Raw genomic sequence first — 16,979 nt, 5'->3', positions numbered from 1 at the left:
GGTCTGGCCGGGGCCGGGGAACGGGGCAGATCATGCCCGCACACCCGACGGTCAACCGTGACGTGCGCAGCGGTCGGCCGGGGGAGGAGGGCGGATGGCCGACTGGGTCGAGCTGCGGGTCCACGGGGTCAGCGGGACCCCGCCGGACTACATGCTGGGCAGCGCGCACACCGTGCAGGTCGCGGGGGACGACCGCAGCCGCTGCTTCCGCCCCGCCGACGCCCAGCAGCGGGAGGTGCCGGCCCCCGACGGGCACGTGCTCGAGGCGTTCCACTGGGGCCGCTGGACGTCGGGCTCGTGGGCCCAGGGGCTGTGGCTGCTGCTCATCCCCTTCGGGATCGTCAACGCCGCCCAGTTCATGCTGCCGCCGCCGGAGACGGGGGCCCAGCGTCGCCTGCACGCGCTGTGCGGGGCGCTGCTGCGCACCGTCGGCCTGGTGCTCACCGGCCTGTTCGCGCTCGCCGACTGCCTCGTGCTGGTCGACCTGCTCGCCTGGCAGTGGCTGACCGCCCGGGGCCTGCCGCTGCCCGACCGGGTCGTCGTCGTGGCCGGCCTGCTCCTGGCGGCCGCCCTCGTCACCGGCCTGTCGCGGATCGGCGCGGTCGACACCGGCCGCCGGTACCGGTTCGCCCACGCCGGCCCCCGCGACCTCGGCCACGGCGCCGACGGGCTGCCCGGTCTCGGGGACGCCGCGTTCTTCGACGGCGACCCCGACAGCCCGTCGCTGCGCCGGCTGCACCACGCCGCCGGGCTGCTGGTCGTCGCCTGGCTCGGGCTCTCGGTGGCCGCCGAGGGCGGCACCGGCTGGGCGGCGGTCGGGCGCTGGTACGCGGTCGCCGTGCTCGGGCTGGTGACGCTGGTCGTGCTGCTGGCCGGGGACCCCGAGCGGCGGGCGACGGTGGGCGGGGCCGGTGCCCCCCACCGCATCCGGTCGGGGCGGTGGACGGCGGCCGCGGCGGGCGCCGTCCAGCTGCTCACCGGGGGCGCGCTGCTGCTGGCGCTGGTCGCCGTCGCGCTCACCGACGTCTCCGGCGCCGGGCGGCTGCCGGGGACCGAACCGGCCGTCGCGCTGCTGATCCTGGCCGGCACCGCGACGGTGACCCTGCTCGTGCTGGCCGTCGCCGCCCTCGCCGCCGGGACGCGGACCGCCGCCCGGCGCACGCCGCGGCCCTTCCGCCGGTTCGCCGGCGGCATGTCCGCGGCACTGGCGACGGCGGTCGGCAGCTACCTGGCGGTGGGCGCCAGCGCCGGCCTCACCCTCGGCGTCGAGGAGCTCCTCGACGGGCTGACCGGCACCGACGTCGACGTGCCCGAGCTCCTGCAGCGGTTCTCCTACGCGTGGGGGCTGACCGCGCTGGTCTTCGCCGCGCTCGCGGTCGCGGCGAGGGTGCGGGCCGGTCGCCGGCGGCAGGCGTTCCGGGCCCGGGCGCAGGCGGCGATGACCTTCGGGGACCCGCCGGCGCTGCACCTGCCGCAGCCGTGGGTGCGCGCGGCGGGGGCGGCGATGCAGCGGGCGCGGGTGAAGAACTCCGTCCCCCTGGTGCTGGGGCTGTGGACGGCGCTGGGCCTGGTGCTGGCCGCGGCCATCGGGGCGGCGTCGTGGTCGGCGCGGGGGGCCGGGGAGGACCCGGCGTTCCCGGTCAGCCTGCTCACCGGGGTGTCCTCCCCGCCCGGCGGCGTCGTCACCGGGGACGACGTGGTGATCGGCATCGGCCAGGTGACCCTGCTCGGCATCGGGCTGGGCACGGTGCTGCTGGCCCGCGGCGCGCTGCGCTCGGAGGGCGCCCGGCGCGGGCTGAACGTGGTGTGGGACGTGGTGGCGTTCTGGCCGCGGACGGCGCACCCGTTCGTGCCGCCGCCGTACTCCTCGGAGGTCGTGCCGGCCCTGGTCCGCCGGATCTGCTGGCACCTGGGCGTGCCCGACCCGCTGGAGGACGACGGGGACGCCGGGCCGGCCGGATCACGGCCGGCGGTCAACCCGGCGCCGGTGCGCGAGGTGGTCGTGGCCGCACACAGCCAGGGCAGCCTGATCTCGCTGGTGGCCCTGCTGTGGCTGCCCGAGGAGGTCCGCGACCGGGTGCGGTGGGTGACCTTCGGCTCGCAGCTGCGCCAGCAGTTCGCCCGCGGCTTCCCGCACTACGTGGCGCCGGAGCTGCTGCGCGGGATGGCGGGGGTGTTCCGGTGGGTGAACCTGTACCGCGACACCGACCCCGTCGCCGGCCCGGTCACCAGCTGGGACCACACGCGCGACGGCGGGCCGCTGTCCTCCCGGCGTCTCGACGACCCGGCGACGCGGCAACCGGACTGGGTCGACCCGCGCACCGGCCGCCGGGTGTGCGGCAACGAGTGGCGGCTGCTGGACCCGGTGCCCGGCGACCTCGCCCTGCAGACCCGGGCGGTCACCGGGATCGGCGGGCACAGCGGCTACTGGACCGATCCCGACTGGTCGCTGGCCCTCGAGGTGGCCTGCGGCCGGCTGCCCGACGGCCGGCGGTCCTGGGTGGCCGCCGGGGACGGGCGTCCCCGGAGTCGCGGGCGGGACCGGCCGCCCGCGACTCCGGGGGAGCGGGCGGTCAGACCGCCAGCACCTGACCCACGGAGATGACGTTCGGGTTGCTGACCGTGGCCCGGTTCAGCTCGAACAGCGCCTGCCAGGTGGTGCCGTGCGCCGCCGCGATCTCGGCGAGGGTGTCGCCGGACCGGACGACGTACTGCCCGGACGCCGCCGGGGCCGGGCGGTCGTCGCGGGACGCCCGCTCGGGAGCCGGCGCCGGGGCCGGGGCCGCCGCGGGGGCCGCGCCGGCGGTGGGGGCGGCCGGGTCCAGGCCGCGGCCGCAGGTGGGCCAGGCGCCCGGGCCCTGACGGTCGAGCGTGCGCTCGGCCACCGCGATCTGCTGCTCCTTGGTGGCCAGGTCGGCGCGGGGGGCGAACTCGGTCCCGCCGTAGGCGGCCCAGGTGCTCTGGCTGAACTGCAGGCCGCCGTAGTAGCCGTTGCCGGTGTTGATGCTCCAGTTGCCGCTGGACTCGCAGGCGGCGACGGCGTCCCAGTCGTTGGGACCGGCGGCCGAGGCGGGACCGGCCAGCACGCCGAGCGAGGCGGCGGCGATGCCGGCGGTGAGGAGGGACTTGCGGGCGAACGAGGACGTGCGTGTACGCATGGGGACTCCCGATCCGCCGCCTGAGAGGTGAGCTGTCGGGTTCGGAGCGATCGGTGCCCCGGCCGTGCGTGCACGGCTTCACCCCGAGACGCCCTGGCGCCCGGCCCGGGGGCCGGAGGACGCAGGACGCCGGAATGGGTCCCCCACCCCCGTCCTGGCGGTGCAGGAGGAACGGATGCCGACGGACGGGGTTCGGCGGATCGGCTCCGACACCCGGTTTCGGTCGAGCGGGTGCCGCAACAAGGTAACGGTCAGGTCACGGCATGGCACCCCCCGTCCCGTGGGGAACACCGGCCCCGCGCCGGACCCCGTTCCCCGGGGAGCGCGGAACGGCTGGTCACGTCGCCGCGGGAGTACGTCCCACGCGGCGACGTGACCTCCGTCTCAGTCGCGGACCAGGAGCGCCACGGGCAACCGCTCGAGCACCGCGCCCACGGGCATCCCCGCGGCGTCGGAGACGAACCGGCCCCCGGTGAGCAGGTCCCGCCACGAGCCGTTGGGCAGCTGCAGGGCGGTGTCCCGCCAGCCGCCCGCCGCGGCCAGCCCGACCGGCAGCCGGGTCGCGACGGTCACCGCGCCGCCCTGCTCCCCGGCCCCCCGGTCGAAGGCGACCACGTGCTCCGCGGCGGCCCCGGTGGCCTCGACGGGCGCGTACCCCGCGAACCACTCCGGGTGGTCGCGCCGGGCGCGCAGCGTGCGCGACACGACCAGCAGCTTGGCCGCGCCGGTCTCGTCGACCGCCGGCACCTCCCCGGCGTCCAGTGACGCCAGCAGGCGGCGGCGCAGCTCGTAGTCCACCGGACGGCGGTTGTCCGGGTCGACGAGGGAGAGGTCCCACAGCTCGGTGCCCTGGTAGACGTCCGGGACGCCGGGCATCGTCAGCTGCAGCAGCTTCTGTGCCAGCGAGTTGGACCGGCCGGACGGCGCGATGCGGGCGACGAACGCCTCGATCTCGGCGGCGGTCCGCTCGTCGTCGAACGCGGCGTCCACGAGCGCGTGCAGCCGCCCCTCGAACTGCTCGTCCGGGTCGGTCCACGTCGTCGACGTCCCCGCCTCGCGGGCCGCCTTCTCCGCGTAGGCGTGCGCCCGCTCCCGCGAGAGCGGCCACGCGCCGACCAGGTTCTGCCACACCAGGTGCGCCATGGGGCGGTCGGCCAGCGGGTGCCGGTCCAGCAGCCGGCGCACCAGTTGCGCCCACTCGGCCGGCTGCTCGGCCAGCACCGCCAGCCGGGCGCGGACGTCCTCGCTGCGCTTGGTGTCGTGCGTGGACAGCGTGGTCATCGACTGCGGTCGGCCCTCGGCGCGGCGGACCTGCGCCTCGTGGAACTCGGCGACCGTGCTGCCGAACCGGGCCGGGTCGCCCCCCACCTCGTTGAGCGCCACGAACCGCGCCCAGCGGTAGTAGGCGCTGTCCTCGACGCCCTTGGCCATCACCGGGCCGCTGGTCTGCTCGAAGCGGGTCGCGGCCTCCGTGCCGGCCTGGGCCAGCACCGGGTGCAGGGCGTCGACCGCGTCGCGCAGGTCCGGACGACGCTCGCGCACCGCGGCCACCGTCGCGGTCAGGTGCTCGGCGCCGTCGGGCAGGTAGGTGCGGTAGACGGGGAAGCTGGCCAGCAGCTCGGCCAGCGCCTCGGTCTGCGTGGCGGTGTCGACGCCGGGCAGCTCGCCGATGACCCGCACCAGCCGGGCCACCTCCGACCCGAGGATCCCGTCGGTCACCTCCCGCTTGCAGCCGTGCACCAGCTCGGCGTAGTCCACCGCGCGGCCCGCCAGCTCGGTGTCCAGCGCGGTCAGCGCCGCCTCGCCGGCCGGGTCGACGAGCACGTCGTCGACCTCCGCGAGCGCGTCGTAGCCCGTCGTCCCGGCGGCCGCCCAGCTCTCCGGCAGCTCCTCACCGGGCTCGAGGATCTTCTCCACGACGGTCCAGCGCCCCCCGGAGGCCTCCGCCAGCCGGTCGAGGTAGCCCTTGGGGTCGGCCAGGCCGTCGGGGTGGTCGATCCGCAGCCCGTCGACCGCGCCGGCCTCGACCAGCTCCAGCACCAGCCGGTGCGTCGCGGCGAACACCCCCGGGTCCTCCGCGCACAGGCCGGCGAGGGTGTTGATGGCGAAGAAGCGCCGGTAGTTCAGGTCGGCGTCCGCGCGCCGCCAGTCGACCAGCTCGTAGTGCTGCCGGTCGTGCACCTCCTGCGGGGTGCCCCCGCCCGTGCCCGGGGCGATCGGGAAGCGGTTGTCGTAGTAGCGCAGCTCCCCGTCGACCAGCTCCAGCTTCTCCAGGTCGTCGGCCGAGCCCAGGACCGGCAGGCGCACCCTGCCGCCGCCGAAGTCCCAGTCGATGTCGAACGCCGCCGCGTGCGCGCTGTCCCGGCCGTGCTGCAGGACGTCCCACCACCACGGCGCCTCCGCCGGGTCGGCGACGCCCATGTGGTTGGGCACCAGGTCCAGCACCAGGCCGAGCCCGTGCTCGTGGAGGGCGGCGACCAGCCGGTCGAACCCCTCCCGCCCGCCGCGGGACTCGTCGACGTGCTCGTGGTCGACCGTGTCGTAGCCGTGCGTGCTGCCCGACGCCGACCGCAGCAGCGGCGAGGAGTAGGCGTGGCTGACCCCGAGGTCGGCCAGGTAGCCGGCCACCGACGCGGCGTCGTCGAGGGTGAACTCCGAGGTCACCTGCAGCCGGTAGGTCGCCGAGGGGACCCCGCGCCGCCGCTCGCCGTCCGGCGCGCTCACAGCGCCGGACCGGTGAGGACCACGATCGAGCGCCCCTGCACCGTCACCGTCTCACCCGGCTTGAGCTCCACCGGCTCGACCTCACCCATCTCCGCGGTGTCGAGCACCGTCGTCCAGCCCTGGGCGTAGTCCTCGCTGGGCAGGGTGAAGTCGATCGGCTCGTGGGAGGCGTTGAACGCCAGGTAGAAGTGGTCGTCCTTGACGTACTCCCCGCGCTCGTCCATCTCCCGGATGCCGAGGCCGTTGAGGTAGACCGCCAGCGACTTGGCGTAGCCCACGTCCCAGTCCTCGTCGGCCATCTGCTCGCCGTCAGGGGTCAGCCAGTCGATGTCGGCCACCGGCTCGCCCTGCCCGCGGCGCACCGGGCGGCCGTGGAAGAACCGACGCCGGCGGAAGGTCGGGTGGTCGCAGCGCAGCTTGGTGACCGCCTTGGTGAACTCCAGCAGCCCCTCGTCGACGTTCCCCCAGTCGATCCAGGTCAGCTCGGAGTCCTGGCAGTAGCCGTTGTTGTTGCCACCCTGGCTGCGGCCCAGCTCGTCGCCGTGCAGCAGCATCGGCACGCCCTGGCTGAGCATCATCGTGGCGATGAAGTTGCGCCGCTGCTGGGCGCGCAGCTGCAGGACCTCCGGGTCGTCGGTCGGGCCCTCGACGCCGCAGTTCCAGCTGCGGTTGTGGCTCTCGCCGTCGTTGTTGCCCTCGCCGTTGGCCTCGTTGTGCTTCTCGTTGTAGGAGACCAGGTCGTTGAGGGTGAAGCCGTCGTGCGCGGTGACGAAGTTGATGCTGGCCACCGGGCGCCGTCCGGAGTGCTGGTAGAGGTCGGCCGAGCCCGTGATCCGGCTGGCGAACTCCCCGACGGTGGCGTCCTCGCCGCGCCAGAAGTCGCGCACGGTGTCGCGGTACTTGCCGTTCCACTCGGTCCACAGGGCCGGGAAGTTGCCGACCTGGTAGCCGCCCTCGCCGACGTCCCACGGCTCGGCGATCAGCTTCACCCGGCTGACGACCGGGTCCTGGTGCACCAGGTCGAAGAAGGTGGCCAGCCGGTCGACGGCGTGCAGCTCGCGGGCCAGCGCCGAGGCGAGGTCGAAGCGGAAGCCGTCGACGTGCATCTCGGTGACCCAGTAGCGCAGCGAGTCCATGATCAGCTGCAGCGACTGCGGCGTCCGGACGTTGAGGGTGTTCCCGGTGCCCGTGTAGTCCATGTAGTACTGCTCGTCGCCCTCGACGAGCTTGTAGTACGTCCGGTTGTCGATGCCCCGGAACGACAGCGTCGGGCCCAGGTGGTTGCCCTCGGCGGTGTGGTTGTAGACGACGTCGAGGATGACCTCGATGCCGGCCTCGTGCAGGGCCCGGACCATGCCCTTGAACTCCTGCACCTGCTGCCCGGCCGTGGTGGCGCTGGCGTACTCGTTGTGCGGTGCGAAGAAGCCGATCGTGTTGTAGCCCCAGTAGTTGCGCAGCCCCTTCTGCTGGAGGGTGTCGTCCTGCACGAACTGGTGCACCGGGAGCAGCTCGATCGCGGTGACGCCGAGGTCGGTGAGGTGCTCGATGGTCGCCGGGTGGGCGATGCCGGCGTAGGTGCCGCGCAGCTCCTCGGGGATCCGCGGGTTGGTCATGGTCAGGCCCTTGACGTGGGCCTCGTAGATGACCGTCTTGTTGTAGGGCGTCCTCGGCGGGCGGTCCACGCCCCAGTCGAAGTACGGGTTGACGACGACGGACTTCGGCATGTGCGCCGCGGAGTCCTCGTCGTTGCGCTCCTTGGTCTCGAAGTCGTAGCCGAAGACCGACTGGTCCCAGTCGATCTGGCCGTCGACGGCCTTGGCGTACGGGTCGAGCAGCAGCTTGTTGGGGTTGCAGCGCAGACCCTGGGCCGGGTCGTAGGGGCCGTGCACCCGGAAGCCGTACTTCTGGCCGGGGTGGATGCCGGGGAGGAAGGCGTGCCAGACGTAGCCGTCCATCTCCGGGAGCCGGATGCGCTCCTCGTTGCCGTCCTCGTCGAAGAGGCACAGTTCGACCTTCTCGGCGACCTCGCTGAAGATCGCGAAGTTCGTGCCGGTGCCGTCGTACGTGGCACCGAGCGGATAGGCGCTGCCGGGCCAGACCTGGGTCATCGTGCGGGGTCCTCCTGCGCTGGCGCCCCCGGGACGCCGGGGGCCGGTGGCCTCCCCGCCGCGGGGCGTCGGTGAGGAGGTCGGGGCGCACGTGGCGCCCCGTGCCCCCGTTGCCCCCTCCGGGCGCCGCGCACACCTCGGGTCGGCATCCCCGCGGAGATCTCGCTCACCCCCGGACGACGACGACCCCCGCGGGCCTCCCGCGGGGGTCGTCGTGCGCAGGTCCGGCCGGGCAGCGGCGCCGGGGTCCGACCTCGCCCGGGCGCTGCCCGGGTGGCGCTGGTCCTCGGCGGTGACCACTCCTGCGAACGGGGACGCTAGGGGGCCCTGTACCCCGGGGCAAGCACCGGGGGCCAGTCGACCGGTCCCGTGCGCCCCTGGGGGCACCGACGTCGCACGAGCACCGTCCTGTCACACCCCCGTCGTACCGTCGTCCTCGTGCGCTCGACCACCGATCTCCGGCCCACCCGAGGGCGTTTCCGCGTCGTCAGCGAGTTCGAGCCCTCCGGCGACCAGCCCGCCGCGATCAAGGCGCTCGCCGAGCGGGTCAACTCGGGGGAGAAGGACACCGTCCTCCTCGGCGCCACCGGCACCGGCAAGTCGGCCACGACGGCCTGGCTCATCGAGCAGGTGCAGCGCCCGACGCTGGTCATGGCGCCGAACAAGACCCTGGCCGCCCAGCTGGCCAACGAGTTCCGCGAGCTGCTGCCCGACGCGGCGGTCGAGTACTTCGTCTCGTACTACGACTACTACCAGCCCGAGGCCTACGTCCCGCAGACCGACACCTACATCGAGAAGGACTCCTCGATCAACGAGGAGGTCGAGCGGCTGCGGCACTCGGCGACCAACAGCCTGCTCACCCGGCGCGACGTCGTCGTGGTCTCCACCGTCTCCTGCATCTACGGCCTGGGCACCCCGGAGGAGTACGTCGACCGGGCGCTGAAGATCAAGGTGGGGGAGGAGCGCGACCGCGACGAGCTGCTGCGCACCCTGGTCACCGAGCAGTACACCCGCAACGACCTCTCCTTCACCCGCGGCACCTTCCGGGTCCGGGGCGACACCATCGAGGTCTTCCCGGTGTACGAGGAGCTCGCCTGCCGCATCGAGATGTTCGGCGACGAGGTCGAGCGGCTGTACTACCTGCACCCGCTGACCGGTGAGGTGGTGCGCGAGGTCGACGAGCTGTTCGTCTTCCCGGCCACCCACTACGTCGCCGGCCCCGAGCGCATGGAGCGCGCCATCGCCTCCATCGAGGCGGAGCTGGAGCAGCGGCTGGCCGAGCTGGAGCGGCAGGGCAAGCTGCTGGAGGCGCAGCGGCTGCGCATGCGCACCACCTACGACATCGAGATGATGCGGCAGGTCGGCTTCTGCTCCGGCATCGAGAACTACTCGCGGCACATCGACGGCCGCGCCCCCGGCAGCGCCGGCGCCTGCCTCATCGACTACTTCCCCGACGACTTCCTCCTGGTCATCGACGAGTCGCACGTGACGGTGCCGCAGATCGGCGGCATGTACGAGGGCGACATGAGCCGCAAGCGCACGCTGGTCGAGCACGGCTTCCGGCTGCCCTCGGCGATGGACAACCGCCCGCTGCGGTGGGAGGAGTTCACCGACCGGATCGGGCAGACGGTCTACCTGTCGGCCACGCCCGGGCCCTACGAGCTGGGCCGGGTGCAGGGGGACGTCGTCGAGCAGGTCATCCGCCCGACCGGCCTGGTCGACCCGGAGGTCGTGGTCAAGCCGACCAAGGGCCAGATCGACGACCTGGTGCACGAGATCCGCCTCCGCACCGAGAAGGACGAGCGCATCCTGGTCACCACGCTGACCAAGAAGATGGCCGAGGACCTCACCGACTACCTGCTCGAGCTCGGCATCAAGGTGCGCTACCTGCACTCGGAGGTCGACACGCTGCGCCGGGTGGAGCTGCTGCGTGAGCTGCGCCAGGGCGAGTACGACGTCCTGGTCGGCATCAACCTGCTGCGCGAGGGCCTCGACCTGCCCGAGGTGTCCCTGGTGGCCATCCTCGACGCCGACAAGGAGGGCTTCCTCCGGTCGGGCACCTCCCTGATCCAGACGATCGGCCGGGCGGCGCGCAACGTCTCCGGTCAGGTGCACATGTACGCCGACAAGATCACCCCCTCGATGGCGCAGGCGATCGAGGAGACCAACCGGCGGCGCGAGAAGCAGATCGCCTACAACACCGAGCGCGGCATCGACCCGCAGCCCCTGCGGAAGAAGATCGTCGACATCCTCGACGGCATCTACCGCGAGGCGGAGGACTCCGAGTCCGCGGAGCTCATCGGCGGGTCGGGCCGCCAGCAGTCCCGCGGCAAGGCGCCGGTGCCCGGGCTGTCGTCGAAGAAGGCCGGCGGCAAGGGCAAGGCCGGCTCGATCGACGTCCAGGGCCTGCCGCGCAACGAGCTCGCCGACCTCATCACGCAGATGAACGAGCAGATGCTCGCCGCCGCGCGGGAGCTGCAGTTCGAGGTCGCGGCGCGGCTGCGCGACGAGCTGGCCGAGCTGAAGAAGGAACTGCGCCAGTTCGACGCGGCACACGCCTGAAGGAGAGTCGTGGAGCGCGACGAGCTGGTGGCCCACTGCCTGGGCAAGCCGGGGGCCGAGGAGACCCACCCCTGGGGTGAGGCGGAGCTGGTCGCGAAGGTCGGCGGCAAGGCGTTCGCCTTCATCGGCCTGGACGGCGGGACGGTCGGCGTGAAGTGCGGCCGCGATGCCGCCGAGGCCGCGGAGTGGCGGGACCGGTACCCGGGTGCGATCACGGCGAGTGCCTACATCGGCCGGTACGGCTGGAACGCGGTGGACTGGACCGGCCCGGTGCCCGACGACGAGGTCCGGGAGTTGGTCGACGCCTCCTACGACGCCGTCGTCGCGGCGCTGCCGAGGAGCAGGCGACCACCGGCACCGGGCTGAGACGGCGAATCGCGGCGGCCGGGAACACCGCCGGGCCGTCGTTCGTTGCGCGAGATGGATCCACGGTGTCTGCTGTCGATGACGCCTGCCCGCCGCCGGGTCCGCACGTGGAGGGGAGTATCCCCGCGCGGCAGCGCCGTCAACACGAGGTCCCGTGACCTCCGGCGCCGTCGGCCGCCCGAGCCCGGGCGGTGGGAGAGACCTCCGGTACTGACACCTGTCTGTCAACCGGAGGAACCACCGCATGGACGTCCCCTTCTGGGTGTGGGCGATCACCGTCGCCGCGATCGTCGGGATGCTCGTCTTCGACTTCGTCGGCCACGTCCGCACCCCCCACGCCCCGACTCTGCGCGAGTCGGCCATCTGGTCGGCGGTCTACGTCGGCATCGCGATCGTCTTCGGACTGCTGGTCCTGTGGTTCGCAGGCCCCCAGTACGGCGGCGAGTACTTCGCCGGCTTCGTCACCGAGAAGAGCCTGTCGGTCGACAACCTCTTCGTCTTCGTCCTGATCATGAGCAGCTTCGCCGTGCCCCGGGAGCTGCAGCAGAAGGTGCTGCTGTTCGGCATCGCCTTCGCCCTCGTCCTGCGGACGGCGCTGATCTTCGTCGGCGCCGCGGCGATCCAGAACATCAGCTGGATCTTCTACGTGTTCGGCGCGTTCCTGATCTACACCGCCTGGCTGCAGGCCAAGGGCGGCCACAGCCACGACGAGGAGTTCAAGGAGAACGGCGTCCTCCGGCTCACCCGGCGGCTGCTGCCCACCACCGAGGAGTACCACTCGGACCGGCTGACGACGAAGATCCGCGGCAAGCGGTACATCACCCCGCTCGCGATCGCGCTGGTCGCCATCGGCAGCGCCGACATCCTGTTCGCCGTCGACTCGATCCCGGCGATCTTCGGCCTCACCCAGGAGACCTACCTGGTCTTCACCGCCAACGCCTTCGCCCTGCTGGGGCTGCGCCAGCTGTTCTTCCTGCTCGACGGCCTGCTGGACCGGCTGGTCTACCTCTCCTACGGCCTGGCCGTCATCCTCGCGTTCATCGGGGTCAAGCTGGTCATCCACGCGCTGCACGAGAACGAGCTGCCGTTCATCAACGGCGGTGAGCACGTGACCGCGGTGCCGGAGATCCCGACCTGGCTGTCGCTGGCCGTCATCCTGCTCACGCTGCTGGTCACGACCGTCGCGAGCCTGGCCAGGGACCGGCGCGACCGGGCGCGGGGCCGGTCCCGCTCCACCGGATCCCCGGACGGCGCCGGCCCGCGGCTGGACGGCGGCGCCGACCGCGACGAGCTCGCCGCGCCGGACGGCCGGTCGTCCGGTGGGCCGTCGGTGCCGGTGAGCGAGACCGCAGGCCGCGCCGGAGGTCCCGCGCAGGGCTGACCGGGCCCCGTCAGTCCTCCGCCGCCCGGGGCGCGCCGCGTCCCGGGCGGCGGGGGGCGGGCCGCCGGAGGGCCCCGTAGAGTCGTGGCCCGTGGACCTCCCCGTCTGGTTCGAGGTCGCGACGTTCGTGGGGCTCACCGTCCTGCTGCTCGCCGACCTCGCCATCGTCGCCCGCCGCCCGCACGAGCCCTCCATGAAGGAGGCCAGCCTGTGGGTGAGCTTCTACGTCGGCCTGGCGCTGATCTTCGGCGTCCTGCTGCTGGCGTTCACGAACGGCCAGTTCGCGACGGAGTTCTACGCGGGCTGGCTGACCGAGTACAGCCTGTCGGTGGACAACCTGTTCGTCTTCGTGATCATCATGGCCCGCTTCCAGGTGCCGCGGAAGCTGCAGCAGGAAGCGCTGATGGTGGGCATCATCATCGCGCTGATCCTGCGCGGGGTGTTCATCCTGCTGGGTGCCGCGGTGATCGAGCGGTTCACGTGGGTCTTCTACATCTTCGGCGCGTTCCTCGTGTACACCGCGATCAACCTGGTGAGGCACCGCGGGGAGGACGAGGACTACGAGGAGAACGCCTTCATCCGGCGGATGCGCCGGGTGCTGCCGATCACCCAGGACTTCCACGGCAGCAAGATCCGCGTCGTGCAGGACGGCAAGAAGTACTGGACGCCGATGGTCGTGGTCTTCCTGGCGCTGGGGACGACGGACCTCATCTTCGCGCTCGACAGCATCCCGGCCATCTTCGGCCTGACGCGTGAGCCGTTCATCGTCTTCACCGCGAACGTCTTCGCGCTCATGGGGCTGCGCCAGCTCTACTTCCTGCTCGGTGGGCTGCTCAAGCGCCTGGTGTACCTGTCGCTGGGCCTGGCGGTGATCCTGGCCTTCATCGGCGTGAAGCTGGTGATGGAGGCACTGCACGAGAACACGCTGCCGTTCATCAACGGCGGCGAGCACATCGACGCCGTCCCGACGATCCCGATCTGGCTGTCGCTGTCGATCATCCTCGGGGTCCTGGTGATCGCCACCGTCGCCAGCCTGATCAAGACCCGCGGCCAGGCGCCCGAGCCCTCGCCCGCCGAGCCGGAGGTCGCCGGGTCGGTGCGGTCGGCCGGCCCCGAGGCGCTGGCCGACGCCGAGCGGCGCGCCACCACGGCCGAGGCGCGCGACGCCGACGCGGACCGCCACCGCGGCTGACCCGGCGGACCCCGTCCGCCGGGTCGGCCCGGCCCTCCCATGCGCCCGACCGACCTGGAGCTCCTCCGCACGCCCGGCGTCCCCACGGTCTCCCCGGACGGACGCATGGCCGTCGTGGCCGTCACCCGGCTGGACCTCGCCGGGGACGCGTACCGCAGCCAGCTCTGGGCGGTGCCGACCGACGGGTCGGCACCGGCCCGGGCGCTGACCAGCGGCTCCCGGGACACCGCGCCGGCGTTCTCCCCGGACGGTCGCTGGCTGGCCTACCTCGGCGCCGAGCCCGGCGGCCGGCCGCAGGTCCACGTCCTGCCGACCGCCGGCGGGGCGCCCCGGCGGCTCACCGACCACCCACTGGGGGCGGGCGCGCCGGTGTGGGCGCCGGACTCCCGCCGGCTGGCCTACGTCGCCCGCGTGCCCGCGCCCGGCCGCCTCGGCACCGACCCCGACGTCGCCCCCGAGGCCGAGCCGCCCCGGCTGATCACCACGCTGAGGTACCGGCTGGACGGCGTCGGCTTCCTCGCCGACCAGCACAGCCACGTGTTCGTCCTGGATCTGCCGCCCGGCGGGGCGGACGACGGGACGCCGCTGCCGCAGCCGAGGCAGCTCACCGACGGCCCCCACGACGACACCGACGTCGCGTGGCGCCCGGACGGCGCCGAGCTGGCGTTCGTGTCCGCCCGGCACCCGCGGGCCGACCGCGACCTGGTCCGGGACGTGTACGCCGTCCCGGCCGCCGGGGGGACGCTGCGCCGGGTCACCGACGGGCGGGGTGACTGCTCGCTGCCCGCCTACGACGCCGCGGGCACCACGATCTGGCTCACCGCACGCCCCGACCTCGGCCCCGACGGCCTCGACGAGTTCGCCCGCAGCACCACCCTGTGCCGGGTGCCCGCGGCCGGCGGTGCGCTGGAGCCGGTGCTGGATCCCGAGCACACCGAGCGCGGCGACGAGACGCCGGCGACCGTGCTGGCCGGGGGAGCGGCGTACCTGGGGGTGCAGCGCCGCGGCGCGGTGGAGCTGCTGCGGGTGCCGCTGGCCGGCGGCCCGGCCGAGGCGCTGGTCGAGGGCCCCTTCACCGTGCGCGGGGTGGCCGTCGGCGGCGGGGTCGTCGTCGCCACCGTGGCGCACGACCGCTCAGCCGGTGAGCTGATCGCGATCACCCCCGGACGGCGGCGGCTGCTGACCGGTTTCGGCCGCGCCCTGGGGGCCACCGGGCGGCTGCACCGGATGCGCGAGCTGGCCACGGAGGCGCCCGACGGGTACCCGGTGCGCGGCTGGGTCACCGCGCCGTCCGGCCCGGGGCCGCACCCGGTGGTGCTGCTGGTGCACGGCGGGCCCTACCGGCAGTACGGCTGGTCGCTGCTCGACGAGGCGCAGGTCCTCGTGTCGGCCGGCTACGCCGTCGTCCAGTGCAACCCGCGCGGCTCGTCCGGCCACGGGCAGGCCCACGGCCGGGCACTGCACGGCGCCTGGGGCACCGTCGACGCCGACGACGTCCTGGCCTTCCTCGACGCCGCCCTGGCCGACCCCGCGCTGGACGCGCACCGGGTCGGTGTCATGGGGGGCTCCTACGGCGGGTACCTGGCCGCGGTGCTGACCACCCGGTCGGCGCGGTTCGCCGCGGCGGTGGTCGAACGGGCCTTCCTCGACCCGGTCAGCTTCGTCGGCTCCTCGGACATCGGCTGGTACGTCGTCGACGCCCACCTCGGGCGCGACCCCGAGCGGCTGGCCGCACAGAGCGCGCTGGCCCGGGCCGGGGACATCACCACGCCGACCCTCGTCGTGCACGCCGAGCAGGACTGGCGCTGCCCGGTCGAGCAGGCGCAGCGGCTCTACGTCGAGCTCAAGCGACGCGGCGTGCCCTCGGAGCTGCTGCTCTTCCCCGGGGAGGGGCACGAGCTGAGCCGGTCGGGCCGGCCGCGGCACCGCCTGGCGCGGATGGAGCACCTGCTGCGGTGGTGGGCCCGCTGGCTGCCCACCGGGCCCGAGCCGGGCCCCGGCCTCGACGAGGTGGTGGACGCCGAGCCGCTCCCGGACGACGACGGTGCGGGCCGCACGCCGCTGACGGTGCGCGCCACCCGGCTGGACTGACCGAGTGGGGCCGGCACCCACGTCCCGCGGCCCGGGACGTGGGTGCCGCCCCCCGTCCCCCCGGATCAGCCGGCGACGGCGTGCGCCACGGTGTGCTCGGCGACGAAGTCGCGCAGCACGGGGTACACCTCGGCCTCCCAGCGCGAGCCGCTGAAGACGCCGTAGTGGCCGACCCCGGGCTGCAGGTGGTGCCGCTTGTGCTCCGCGGGGATGCCGGTGCACAGGCCGTGCGCGGCTTCGGTCTGGCCGGGGGAGCAGATGTCGTCGCGGGCACCCTCGACGGTCAGCAGCGCCGTCCGGCGGATCGCGGCCGGGTCGACCGGCTGCCCGCGCCAGGTGAACCGGCCGGTGGCCATGTGGTGCTCCTGGAAGATGCGTCCCACCGTCTCCAGGTAGAACTCGGCGGGTACGTCCATCACCGCGCCGTACTCGTCGTAGAAGGCGCGGGTCGACGCCGCCCGCTCCTCGTTGCCGGTGACGAGGTCGCGGTAGAGCCGCAGGTGCGCGTCCAGGTGCCGCCGCGGGTTCATCGACATGAACGCCGTCAGCTGCACGACGCCGGGGTACACCCGCCGTCCGGCGCCGGCGTACCGCCGCGGCACGGTGCTGATCAGCCGGCGCTCGTACACCGACAGCGGCTGCTTGCCGGCGGTCTGGTTGATCCGGTTGGGGTTCACGCGGGTGTCGACCGGGCCGGCCATGAGGGTGAGGGTGGCGGGCTGGGCCTCGTCGTCGGCCTCGGCCAGCAGCGCGACGGCCGCGAGCACGGGGACGGCGGGCTGGCAGACGGCGACGACGTGCGCCCCCGGCCCGAGCTGCCGCAGCGCGTCCATGACGTGCTCGATGTACTCGTCGAGCCCGAACGGGCCCTCCGCGGCCGGGATGTCGCGGGCGTTGTGCCAGTCCAGCACGTACACGTCGTGGTCGGCGAGCAGCGTGCGGATCGTCGGCCGGATCAGCGTGGTGAAGTGCCCCGACATCGGCCCGACGACGAGCACGGGGGGCTGTCCGGTCACCCCCGCCTTGCGGAAGTGCAGCAGGGTGGCGAACGCCGTGCAGCCCACGGGGTGCTCGGAGACCGCCGTCCGGCGCCCGCCGGACACCACCGCGTCGATGCCGTACTCGGGCCGGTCGTGCGTGGGCCGCGCCTTCGCGACGATGTCGCACGCCGCCCGCAGGTGCCGCACCCCCGCCGCGCCGCCGAGCCGGGGCGGGAGCGAGGACAGCGCCCGGGCGGTGAGCCCGGACGCGGCCACGACGGGCGCGCCCGCCCGGCGGTTGATCTCGTAGGCGGTGTAGAGCATCGGGCCAGTCCTGTTCCTCTGGTGCGGCATCGACGGTGACGCACGTCACTGTGCCCGCACGTTAACCGCCGTTCGCGTACGGCGCGCGGTGAC

The 16,979-nt window shown here is 73.7% G+C and carries 10 protein-coding genes; 6 read left to right on the top strand and 4 right to left on the bottom strand.

The window, feature by feature from the left end:
* Positions 1–94 precede the first annotated feature (94 nt).
* Positions 95–2,605 (top strand): hypothetical protein, encoded by a 2,511-nt coding sequence (locus tag ACI79E_RS07220; protein ID WP_456931846.1) that lies wholly within the window; start codon positions 95–97, stop codon positions 2,603–2,605.
* Here ACI79E_RS07220 and ACI79E_RS07215 read toward each other — a convergent pair.
* From ACI79E_RS07215 to glgX, 3 genes are all read right to left on the bottom strand, one after another.
* A complete protein-coding gene (locus ACI79E_RS07215; protein WP_456931845.1) occupies positions 2,574–3,158 on the bottom strand; it encodes a LysM peptidoglycan-binding domain-containing protein in 585 nt (194 codons plus the stop codon). The genes ACI79E_RS07220 and ACI79E_RS07215 overlap by 32 nt on opposite strands.
* A gap of 384 nt (positions 3,159–3,542) precedes the next feature.
* Positions 3,543–5,882 carry a malto-oligosyltrehalose synthase gene (treY, locus tag ACI79E_RS07210; protein ID WP_456931844.1) on the bottom strand — a complete coding sequence of 780 codons (2,340 nt, stop codon included), beginning with the start codon at positions 5,880–5,882 and terminating at the stop codon, positions 3,543–3,545.
* Positions 5,879–7,990 (bottom strand): glycogen debranching protein GlgX, encoded by a 2,112-nt coding sequence (gene glgX / locus ACI79E_RS07205; protein WP_456931843.1) that lies wholly within the window; start codon positions 7,988–7,990, stop codon positions 5,879–5,881. Before glgX ends, treY begins: the two co-directional genes overlap by 4 nt.
* Before the next feature lie 438 nt (positions 7,991–8,428).
* Here glgX and uvrB point away from each other — a divergent pair, with 438 nt between their 5' ends.
* The 5 genes from uvrB (at position 8,429) to ACI79E_RS07180 (ending at position 15,582) form a co-directional block, all read left to right on the top strand.
* Positions 8,429–10,552, top strand: coding sequence for an excinuclease ABC subunit UvrB (uvrB, locus tag ACI79E_RS07200; protein ID WP_456931842.1), 2,124 nt, complete (start codon positions 8,429–8,431; stop codon positions 10,550–10,552).
* Between the two features lie 9 nt (positions 10,553–10,561).
* Positions 10,562–10,918, top strand: a complete 357-nt coding sequence (locus tag ACI79E_RS07195) for an MmcQ/YjbR family DNA-binding protein (protein ID WP_456931841.1) — start codon at positions 10,562–10,564, stop codon at positions 10,916–10,918.
* Positions 10,919–11,162: 244 nt separating this feature from the next.
* Positions 11,163–12,299 carry a TerC family protein gene (locus tag ACI79E_RS07190; RefSeq protein ID WP_456931840.1) on the top strand — a complete coding sequence of 379 codons (1,137 nt, stop codon included), beginning with the start codon at positions 11,163–11,165 and terminating at the stop codon, positions 12,297–12,299.
* A gap of 91 nt (positions 12,300–12,390) precedes the next feature.
* Positions 12,391–13,491 carry a TerC family protein gene (locus ACI79E_RS07185; RefSeq protein ID WP_456931839.1) on the top strand — a complete coding sequence of 367 codons (1,101 nt, stop codon included), beginning with the start codon at positions 12,391–12,393 and terminating at the stop codon, positions 13,489–13,491.
* Between the two features lie 105 nt (positions 13,492–13,596).
* Complete coding sequence (locus ACI79E_RS07180; RefSeq protein WP_456931838.1) at positions 13,597–15,582, top strand: S9 family peptidase; 1,986 nt, start codon at positions 13,597–13,599, stop codon at positions 15,580–15,582.
* A 65-nt stretch (positions 15,583–15,647) separates the two neighbouring features.
* Here the strand turns inward: ACI79E_RS07180 and ACI79E_RS07175 are convergent, their stop codons facing one another.
* Positions 15,648–16,886 (bottom strand): polyhydroxyalkanoate depolymerase, encoded by a 1,239-nt coding sequence (locus tag ACI79E_RS07175; protein WP_456931837.1) that lies wholly within the window; start codon positions 16,884–16,886, stop codon positions 15,648–15,650.
* Positions 16,887–16,979 lie beyond the last annotated feature (93 nt).

It is taken from the genome of Geodermatophilus sp. SYSU D00079, from assembly GCF_054050635.1.
This window is presented reverse-complemented; position numbering and strand designations above follow the sequence as displayed.